Source organism: Bacteroides sp. RTP31139st1_H2_RTP31139_211217 (genome assembly GCF_040227615.1).
GTDB lineage: Bacteria > Bacteroidota > Bacteroidia > Bacteroidales > Bacteroidaceae > Bacteroides > Bacteroides uniformis.
This window is the reverse complement of sequence record NZ_JBCNZM010000171.1, coordinates 1-9783: the sequence shown is the minus strand read 5'-3', so window position 1 is coordinate 9783 and position 9783 is coordinate 1. Positions and strand designations below refer to the sequence as shown.

Below are 9783 nucleotides of genomic sequence, written 5' to 3'. Positions count from 1 at the left end.
GGTCAGCACCGTGAAATGCAGGACCAGGTACTGCCAATATTTGACATCCGTCCGGATTATGATTTGAATATCATGAGGCAGGGACAGGATTTGTACGACGTGACCTCTCGTGTATTGCTGGGTATGCGTAATGTGCTGAAAGAAGTGAAGCCCGATGTTGTCTTGGTGCACGGTGATACCACGACTTCCACTGCTGCGGCATTGGCTGCTTTCTATCAGCAGATACCCGTCGGACATGTGGAAGCCGGTTTGCGCACGCACAATATTTATAGTCCTTGGCCAGAGGAAATGAACCGTCAGATAACAGGACGTATTGCCACTTATCATTTTGCACCTACGGCTTTGAGCAAGCAAAATCTGCTGGTGGAAGGTATTGATGACGCTTCTATTACAGTGACCGGAAATACCGTGATAGATGCACTGTACATGGTGGTGGAGAAAATAAAGCAGGACAAGGAACTGGATGCCGAACTGGATGCTGTGCTGAAAACAGCCGGTTATGATGTAGCTCGATTGGAAAACGGAAGGAAGCTGGTACTGGTTACCGGCCATCGCCGTGAGAACTTTGGCGACGGCTTCATATCCATGTGCAAGGCTATCAAGGCTCTGACGGAGAAATATCCCGAAGTGGATTTCGTTTATCCGATGCACCTGAACCCCAATGTACGGAAACCCATCCATGAGGTGTTTGGCGAAAATCTGTCCCACCTTGGCAACATGTTCTTCATCGAACCGTTAGAATACCTGAGCTTCGTTTATCTGATGGAAAAATCTACTATTGTGCTGACAGACAGTGGTGGTATCCAGGAAGAAGCTCCAGGACTTGGCAAACCAGTGCTCGTAATGCGCGACACCACAGAACGCCCTGAGGCCTTGGAAGCCGGTACGGTAAAACTCGTTGGTACCGACTATGATAGAATTATGAGTGAAGTATCTGCCCTGCTTGATGACCAGGCGCATTATGAGAAAATGAGTAAAGCCGTGAATCCATACGGAGATGGAATGGCGTGTGGTAGAATTGTAAATGTGTTGCAATGAATAAACGTATATTGATGATTGCACCTGCATCTATTCCCCCTACAGTTGCTGAGGGTATAGTGAACTACAAGTTGATAAAGGTTCTATGCGAAGCAGGATATAAGGTAGATTTAATTTCAAGAATCCATAAAAATAAAGTATATCCTGTGGATTATATATCAATAGATGAAAATCTGTGTAAGATACATTATATCCCGTCTGAAACAAAAATAACATTAGCGACAATATGGCAACACATTTGTGCCTACATGAAATTTGGGATAACGTATAGAGGTGCTCACTGGGCATATTTAGCTCTAAGAAAAGCACTGGCTTTGTTGGATGATAATATTTATGAATGTGTGCTAACAAAGAGTCTTCCAAGTGAATTGGTGGGTATTTACTTAAAAAAGTATAGAGGATTGAGATGGATACCAACTTGGAATGATCCTTATCCTGAGCAAAAATATCCATGGCCTTATGGGAAAGGAGTAAATGCACCTATGCCCATACTTTCAAAAATGCTAATTCCATCTATGGTTAGATATGCAGATGTTCATATTTTCCCTTCGTCGCGTCTAAGGGATTATATGATGAAATATTTAGTAGGGTTAAAAAAGGAGGCAACTATAGTTATTCCTCATATTGCAGAAGTTGTTCCAATTCATCCCTTTAATTTAGATACATTGAGAATAATTCATTCAGGTAATTTGTCTTATCCACGAGATCCGAAAACTTTTTTATGCGCTGTAGCTTCTTTCTTTCATAAATATCCCGATGCGAAAATGAAAATTGATTTCTTGGGAATAAATAGGAGTGTCTCTGATTTGGTGAATGAGTTACGGTTGAAAGATATAGTCTCAGAATATCCTGCAATGCCCTATAATGATAGTCTTAAAATGGTGAAACAGTATGATGTCGCTGTTGTATTGGAAGCTGCATGTGAAGAAGGAATTTTCTTGCCGACAAAGGTTGGTGACTATATGCAATGTGGACTCAATATATGGTCTATTAGTCCTTCTCAAGGAGAATTGCATGATTTATATTTAGATGAAAAGATCTCTTATTTTTCAGATGTGGAAAATCAGGCTGACATAGAAACTACTTTAGAAGAAGTTTATAAAGATTTTCTTGAAAATAATTTAAAAAAGTTGTTTTTATGTGATGAATACTTATCCAAAAATGTTTTGCAGCAATATAGAAAAATATTATAAGAATAATGTTTATATATTTCTTTCTTCTAATATTATCGCTGTTAACACATTATATTCCGAAGGCACAGAAAACTACTGCCGAACTATTTATTGTATTAATTCTCGGCATATTCTTTTGCTCTGGTTATATGACAGGTTCAGATTGGAGAAATTATGAAATTTGTTATGAAGATGCTACATGGAACGCATTATTTAATCCTTCACGTTATTTAGAACCTGGTTATTATTTTTATATGTTATTGGCTAAATCTATTGGATTATCGTTTTGGCCGTTTTTTATAATCACTAAGTTTATTCTATATATAATAAATGTAAGGTATATATATAAATACACAAAAGAATATTTTCCGTTAGCTTTATCTTTTTTTCTATTTGTATTTGGATTATATCTATTTATAGATAATCCGATGAGAAATTTTATCGCTAATACCATTTATTTATATGCATTTCCATTAATATTTAAACGGAAATTTTTATCATACTGTGGATTAGTTCTATTGGCTACTTCATTTCATTATTCGTCTGTAATTTTACTTGTTTTTTATGGCATGTCTCATAAAATATCTACAAAAAATATCGTATTTGCTTATATTTGTGTAAATGTTTTATTTGTTTTTGATGCGTCGCTATTTATAGATTTTTTGTTAAAACTGGGTATTTTCGAACAAAAACTTCACTTTTACTTTCTTATGGAGAATGAGGCAGGTACAGGTACAACATTATCTTTCCGTCTTATCTTTTTTATTATCATATTCTGTTTCCTAATAAGATATAGGGAATATATTGAAAAACGACCATATGGGGTTATATTGTTTAATGGGGCCATTCTTTATCTGTTTATTTTTAGAGTGGCTTTGAGTTTTGGTATATTGTTTAGATATGGTTTCTTTTTTGCATTGCATTTTTCGATTGCAGTGTTTATGTTCTTACCTGTGTTGAAAACTCAAATGCGTGTAATGTATAAATTTGCTATTTTTCTACTAATATCCTACTCTACCTTTAGTATCATTAATTCAAATAAAGTGTATATCCCTTATACTAATTATTTCATGTATTTATTCAATGAAAAAATGCCTTCTTATCGTGAAAGGGATAGTTATAATTATAGGCCCAATATTTATTTATAAATAATTTTATGTCAATATTTGCGACAAATAGTTCCTTGGTTTCGATTATCATCCCCTGCTATAATGTAGCAGATTGTGTAGAAAGTACTATTATGTCGGTAATAAATCAGACCGACAGCCGATTTGAACTCATATTGGTAAACGATGGCTCTACTGATAACACAGCGAGTGTACTTAAATCGTTAAAGGATAAATATCCGATTATTAGATTATTTGATAAATCAAATGGTGGCGTTTCGTCTGCACGTAATGCAGGATTAGAAGTAGCGACAGCCCCTTATGTATTCTTTTTAGATGGCGATGATTATATTTGTCCAACTTTCATCGAAGAGATTGGAAATATTGTAAATGGACAGGATGTCATTGTAATTGGGTCGTTACAGGAAAAGAGTGAAAATAAAGTGCGGTATCACTTGAATAATCATTCTAAAGATTATCTTCACGATTATCTGAAGGGCACTATATATGTACATCTATCATCTTGTATTATAGCACGTTCTTTAATAAAAAAATACGTATTACATTTTGATGAACAAACTTATTATAGTGAAGATAGGGAGTTTGTAGTAAAATGTCTGTACTATGCCCAAAGGATAGATTGTATTCCCCGAATTTTATTTCGCTATAAATGGAGAAAAGAGTCGGCAATGAATAAACCGATATTTACGCAGCAGAAGCTAACTTCTATCTACGCATGGAAAAGAATTTATACATTGTTGGGAATTAATGGCGCATGTCAAAATCTGGCTTTAGTGCATGTTCAGATGTGTATTCTGCTTAATATGCGATACTATTTGCATTTGAAATGTAAGGATATAGAATTGTGGAACAAACTGGTAGCAAATTGGAAAATATTTAAATATAATCCACGTGTTTATTGGGGTAGGTATGCAATGCTTGTGCAGACTATGCGCTTTTTTAATTCCATCTCTCCTAAACTGATGTATTTTCTCTTAAAAAATTTTTAATTTAAAGATTTGTGAACACACCATTTTCTGTCTGTCTTTCGGTTTATAAGAATGACAGCTTTGAATATGTACGTCAAGCCATTGATAGTGTGACGATAGGACAGACTTGTTCACCGTCTGAGATGGTAATTGTGATTGATGGACCAATTGGCCGGGAATTATCTGAAATCATTGACGGCTTTGAACAAGATGAATCGATACATATCATAAGGTTGCCGAAAAATAATGGTTTGGGAAATGCCTTGCGTATCGCGGTAGAATATGCTAAATACGACTTAATAGCTCGTATGGATAGCGATGATATAGCTTTGCCCGATAGGTTTGAAAAGCAGCTCCGATGTTTCGAGGAAGATAAGGAACTGTCTATTGTTGGTGGCAGTATTACAGAATTTATAGATACACCTGATAACATAGTAGCAAGTAGGATTTGTCCTTCTACAGATAAGGAAATAAAGAAATTCATGAAATCTCGTTGTGGGTTCAATCACATGACAGTAATGTTCAAAAAAACGGATGTACTGAGAGCTGGTAATTATCAGGATTGGCATTTTAATGAAGATTATTACTTGTGGTTGAGGATGATGCAACATGGATGTAAGTTTAGAAACTTGGAGGATGTATTAGTTAATGTACGTGTAGGTAAGGATATGTATGCACGACGTGGTGGATGGAAATACTTTAAGAGTGAATATTTTCTTCAAAAATACATGTGGCAGCAACATATTATAGGATTATTCATTTTTTTATATAATGTTACAGGGAGGTTCGTGGTGGAAGTTATGATGACTAACTGTCTGCGAGCTTGGATATTTCAAAATTTGCTTAGGAAATAGAAATAGTATGGATATAGGTATAATAACTCACTATGATGTTCATAATCATGGGGCTTTATTGCAATTGAATGCATTATGTAAGGTGTTGAAAAAAATGGGGTATGAAGCAACTGCTTTAAGGTTTGAAAAGAACTATGATTTTCTAGGTATTGAACTGAAAGATAAATACAATATCTCATTGCGTTCTATTCCTTATTATTGTACTTATTTGGCTCAAAAAGGATTAGGAAGGACATGGTATAATGTACAAAAGAAACGTATTTTAGATAAATTCAAAATTCAAGAAGGGATTGTTGGAGAGTATTATACTCAATATAAATCTATGAAAGCGGTGATTATTGGGAGTGATGAGATTTTTGCTCTTCATACAGGTCCCACTCCGGTATTTTGGGGGTATGCTTTGCCGTCTGATAATGTTTTTGCTTATGCCGGATGCTTTGGTCCTACTACTATTACAGATATTCAGGCTAAACGTTGTGAAAGTTTTGTACGGGGTGGATTGGAGAATTTGACTGCTTTGTCTGTTCGTGACAGGAATTCTCATGATATTATTGAAAAATTGATAGGACAGGATGTTGAAATTGTTTGCGATCCGGTTTTGCTTTATGGGTATAAAGATGAATTGCAGACATTACCCAAAGTAGTTCAGAAACCCTATTTACTTGTATATGCCTATGATAATAATATGAATAATATACAAGAGGTACAGGCTATAAAGAAATATGCTAAAGCGCGTGGATTACAGATAGTTTCTCCAGGTTTTTATCATGATTGGTGTGATAAAAATATTAATGTGGACCCTGTTACATTACTTTCGTATTTTAGAGATGCTCAATGTGTGGTTACGGATACTTTTCATGGAAGTGTCATGTCTATTCTTGTCAATGCAGAATTGGCTGTAATATTACGTAATAATAGTAATAAATTGGGATATCTTTTGGAAGAATATACACTTTCAAAAAGAATTATTTCTGAGGATAGGGGATTAAATGAATTGTTTTCAGAAGAAATAGATTGGGAAAAAGTGAATGCGCATTTATTAAAAAAGCGTGAAAGTTCTATGGCATATTTGACTAATTGCTTATCTAAATGAATATAGTATCGAAAGATATTTTACATCCATGCACCAGCTGTGGGGGATGTGCTGCTGTATGTCCAGCAAATGCGATTGTAATGGTTCTGAATGAGCAGGGGTTCTACCGTCCGGTATTAGATGTGGATAAATGTGTAGATTGTTCACTTTGTACTAAGGTTTGTTATAAATATGACGATGTCAAGCCATATAATATAGCAGAACATAAAGAAATCCTAATGTTAGCTTGCCAAGCAAGAGACAATGCAACACTGAATACTACTACTTCTGGTGGTATAGCATACCTGCTTGCAAAAGCTCTTTATAGACAAGGATATAAATGTATAGGTGTTGTTTATGACACATTAGATGATAGTGCCAAGCATGTATGTGCTGCTGATGAAAAGGATATTGAATATTTTAAGGGATCTAAGTATATTCAATCAATGACTTATCCTACATTTAAAAGAATGTTAGATAAAGAAGAAAAAAGGGAAAAAACTGTATTGTTTGGTACACCTTGTCAAATTTATGCTGTTGATAAATTCTTGAAAAGAATTAATAGACGAAACGATTTTTTGCTTGTTGATATTTATTGTCATGGATGCCCTTCTTTGAAAATTTGGCATAAATATGTGCAGGAAATAAAAAAACTAATAAAAAAGCCCAGATTTGATCATGTGAATTTTAGAAGCAAAATTAAAGGTTGGGGAAATTTTGTAGTAGAAGTGATAGTAGATGATTTGCAAGTATTTATAAGCGATAGGAAGAAGGATGAATTTTATCAACTTTTCTTTTCAAATCTGATGTTGAACGAAGCTTGTCACGACTGTGCTTTGAGGAGTACTCTTGAATATACAGATATTCGTTTAGGTGATTTCTGGGGAAAATGTTATGATACAGATATTAAAGGCGTGTCAGGAGTAACTCTGGTAACAGAAAGAGGAAAGCAAGCCTTTGATTTTATTCGGAAAGAAACTACTGTGAAAGAACATGATTGGACTGATTTCTTGCCATATCAATCTTGGAATGTAGACTATCAAATTGATAAAAAAATTAGAAATCATTTATTTGCGATGTTACCCGATAAATCTTTGAAGGAAATTCAGGATTATTATTTTGCCCATCAATCATTCTCTCAATTCATAAAAAGATATATAAAAAAAATTATATTCTTATTCTCGCCAAGGTTTATAAACCGGGTAAAGAAAATGTATCATCAAATCCATGTTTTTTAAATCTTTTTTTGACCGTGGAGCGGCGCTCTTCGGGCTAATCTTCTTGTCTCCTGTTTTAATAATAGTAGGTATTTTGATTCGTCTGAAAATGCCGGGCGGTCCTGTTATTTTCAAGCAACGGAGGGTGGGGCAGCACGGGAAGTTGTTTACGATGTATAAATTCCGTTCCATGACGGTAGGCCATTCGGACAGTTCTATCTCCGTGAAGGGAGAGAGCCGCATTACACCGCTGGGAGCAAAGTTGCGCAAGTATAAGCTGGACGAATTACCGGAACTTTGGAATGTGCTGATAGGAGATATGAGCTTTGTAGGTCCTCGCCCGGATGTGCCGGGGTATGCTGATAAACTGGAAGGAGAGGATAGGAGGATGCTTCTATTGAAGCCGGGCATTACGGGGCCTGCCAGTTTAAAATACCGAAATGAAGAAGAACTGTTGGCGGAACAGGACGATCCTCAGAAGTATAATGATGAGGTCTTGTTCCCGGATAAAGTACGGATAAACATTGAATATTTGGATAATTTGTCTTTCTGGTATGACATTAAAATCATTATCTATACAGTACTTGGAAAGGATTTATAAAATCCTTTCTTTTCTTTTTATTCCTCATTACGTGAGGAAATTGAATCATTAGAATAATCACATATATTTATGGATAAACGAATATATCTTTGCCTCGCTCACATGAGCGGCAAGGAAATAAGCTTCATACAAGAAGCCTTTGATACTAACTGGGTGGTTCCCCTCGGCCCAAATGTGAATGCCTTCGAGCAGGATTTGGAACGCTTCGTGGGACAGGATAAAAAGGTAGTGGCCTTGAGTGCAGGTACAGCAGCGGTACACCTGGCCCTGCTCGCTTGCGGAGTTGGTCAGGGTGACGAAGTGATAGTACAAAGCTTTACCTTTTGTGCCTCTTCCCATCCGGTGACCTACCTCGGTGCTACTCCGGTATTCGTGGATTCTGAGGCTGATACATGGAACATGGACCCGGTTCTTCTGGAGCAGGCTATCAGGGACCGTATCGACAAGACCGGCCGAAAGCCCAAAGCAATTGTTCCGGTGGCTTTGTATGGGATGCCCTACAAGATAGACCAAATCATGTCAGTGGCAGATAAATATGATATTCCGGTCATAGAGGATGCCGCCGAAGGCTTTGGAAGCAAGTTTGACGGGCAAGTTCTCGGAACTTTTGGCAAATATGGTGTGCTTTCTTTCAATGGCAACAAGATGATAACCACCAGCGGTGGCGGTGCTTTGATTTGCCCTGATGAAGAGTCCAAACGTGAGATAATGTTCTATGCTACCCAGGCCCGTGAGTCCTATCCCTACTACCAGCATGAGCGTATAGGCTATAATTATAGGATGAGTAACATTTGTGCGGGAATCGGCCGCGGTCAGATGACGGTGGTGGATGAGCATATAGCGCACCATAAGCATCTGTGCGGTCTGTATCGTAAGTTGTTGGCCGATGTGGAGGGAATCACGCTTCATGAGAATCCTTCCGGACGCTATGATAGTAATTATTGGCTGAACACGGTACTGCTTGACGGGAATCTGCATGTGAGAGGTGAGGAGGATGCCTATCGTGAGACAGTGAAAGGTGCTGTAGGTGGTGCCGCCGGTGTTACGCATGAGTCAGTGAATGCCCATACTTCTTGTGAGCCTAACCGTAATGTAGAGGCCATGCGTGTTTGCTTGGATAAAGCCGGTATCGAGAGCCGTCCCTTATGGAAGCCCATGCATCTTCAGCCGGTTTATTCGGCTAATCCTGCCTATGTGAATGGTGTCAGTGAGGGCTTGTTCAAACGTGGTCTTTGCTTGCCGAGTGGTCCTTATGTGACGGATGAGGATGTGAGATACATAGTGAATGAAATGAAGAAGAGTATACTATGAAACTACATAGTATCAATTTTTTATGAACTAATTTCAGAAAACAGCTTCAGTGGGGCTGTTTTCTTTGTTTATAGGCATATTTGAGATAGTTACCGAGAAGTCTTCCCTGACTTCGGGGGATGTCCATAATGTGATCCTCTGTGCTAGAGAGTCATAGTTGTGTGTTGCCACTCTTACTTGAATAACCGTTCTTTGGTGGTGAATAATAACCAATAAACGTTTATCAATTATGGCAGTAGTAGCTTATTTAAGAGTAAGTACAGAAAAACAGTTTTTAGAGAATCAGCGCGAGGAAATTATACGCTTCGCGGAAAAGAATGGGTTGAGCATCGACAGATGGTACATGGGTAAGCATTCGGCAAACTACAGGTATTAAACTTTTATATACAACAATAGCGACTGTCACTATGAACCTAATAGTAT

The 9783-nt window shown here is 37.1% G+C and carries 9 protein-coding genes and 1 pseudogene; all 10 read left to right on the top strand.

Features of this window, described 5'->3' with window-relative positions; translation table 11 throughout:
- Window positions 1-1038, top strand: a 1038-nt coding sequence (gene wecB / locus ABUA47_RS20350; protein ID WP_349831955.1) for a non-hydrolyzing UDP-N-acetylglucosamine 2-epimerase, incomplete at its 5' end; no start/stop codon positions are given.
- The gene (locus ABUA47_RS20345; RefSeq protein ID WP_057256476.1) at window positions 1035-2231 is read left to right on the top strand and encodes a glycosyltransferase; all 1197 of its coding nucleotides are present in this window, start codon (window positions 1035-1037) and stop codon (window positions 2229-2231) included. The genes wecB and ABUA47_RS20345, both read left to right, overlap by 4 nt.
- Before the next feature lie 5 nt (window positions 2232-2236).
- Window positions 2237-3358, top strand: coding sequence for an EpsG family protein (locus ABUA47_RS20340; RefSeq protein ID WP_057254137.1), 1122 nt, complete (start codon window positions 2237-2239; stop codon window positions 3356-3358).
- An 8-nt stretch (window positions 3359-3366) separates the two neighbouring features.
- Window positions 3367-4326 (top strand): glycosyltransferase family 2 protein, encoded by a 960-nt coding sequence (locus ABUA47_RS20335; RefSeq protein WP_057254135.1) that lies wholly within the window; start codon window positions 3367-3369, stop codon window positions 4324-4326.
- A gap of 11 nt (window positions 4327-4337) precedes the next feature.
- Complete coding sequence (locus ABUA47_RS20330) at window positions 4338-5159, top strand: glycosyltransferase (RefSeq protein WP_057254134.1); 822 nt, start codon at window positions 4338-4340, stop codon at window positions 5157-5159.
- A gap of 7 nt (window positions 5160-5166) precedes the next feature.
- Window positions 5167-6252 (top strand): polysaccharide pyruvyl transferase family protein, encoded by a 1086-nt coding sequence (locus tag ABUA47_RS20325; RefSeq protein ID WP_057254132.1) that lies wholly within the window; start codon window positions 5167-5169, stop codon window positions 6250-6252.
- Window positions 6249-7469 carry a Coenzyme F420 hydrogenase/dehydrogenase, beta subunit C-terminal domain gene (locus tag ABUA47_RS20320; protein ID WP_057256478.1) on the top strand — a complete coding sequence of 407 codons (1221 nt, stop codon included), beginning with the start codon at window positions 6249-6251 and terminating at the stop codon, window positions 7467-7469. The genes ABUA47_RS20325 and ABUA47_RS20320 overlap by 4 nt, the downstream gene beginning before the upstream one ends.
- On the top strand, window positions 7459-8049 hold the full coding sequence (locus tag ABUA47_RS20315; protein ID WP_057254128.1) for a sugar transferase: 591 nt from the start codon (window positions 7459-7461) through the stop codon (window positions 8047-8049). The genes ABUA47_RS20320 and ABUA47_RS20315 overlap by 11 nt, the downstream gene beginning before the upstream one ends.
- A gap of 69 nt (window positions 8050-8118) precedes the next feature.
- Window positions 8119-9360 carry a DegT/DnrJ/EryC1/StrS family aminotransferase gene (locus tag ABUA47_RS20310; protein ID WP_349831954.1) on the top strand — a complete coding sequence of 414 codons (1242 nt, stop codon included), beginning with the start codon at window positions 8119-8121 and terminating at the stop codon, window positions 9358-9360.
- A gap of 229 nt (window positions 9361-9589) precedes the next feature.
- Window positions 9590-9706 (top strand): annotated as a pseudogene (locus ABUA47_RS20305) (recombinase family protein); the annotation flags it as partial.
- Between the last annotated feature and the right edge of the window lie 77 nt (window positions 9707-9783).

What these genes read in the sequence shown, in the direction of transcription:
- ABUA47_RS20345 (WP_057256476.1), top strand. Translation starts at nt 1,035, where the DNA reads ATGAATAAACGTATATTGATGATTGCACCTGCATCTATTCCCCCTACA.
- ABUA47_RS20340 (WP_057254137.1), top strand. Translation starts at nt 2,237, where the DNA reads ATGTTTATATATTTCTTTCTTCTAATATTATCGCTGTTAACACATTAT.
- ABUA47_RS20335 (WP_057254135.1), top strand. Translation starts at nt 3,367, where the DNA reads ATGTCAATATTTGCGACAAATAGTTCCTTGGTTTCGATTATCATCCCC.
- ABUA47_RS20325 (WP_057254132.1), top strand. Translation starts at nt 5,167, where the DNA reads ATGGATATAGGTATAATAACTCACTATGATGTTCATAATCATGGGGCT.
- ABUA47_RS20320 (WP_057256478.1), top strand. Translation starts at nt 6,249, where the DNA reads ATGAATATAGTATCGAAAGATATTTTACATCCATGCACCAGCTGTGGG.
- ABUA47_RS20315 (WP_057254128.1), top strand. Translation starts at nt 7,459, where the DNA reads ATGTTTTTTAAATCTTTTTTTGACCGTGGAGCGGCGCTCTTCGGGCTA.
- ABUA47_RS20310 (WP_349831954.1), top strand. Translation starts at nt 8,119, where the DNA reads ATGGATAAACGAATATATCTTTGCCTCGCTCACATGAGCGGCAAGGAA.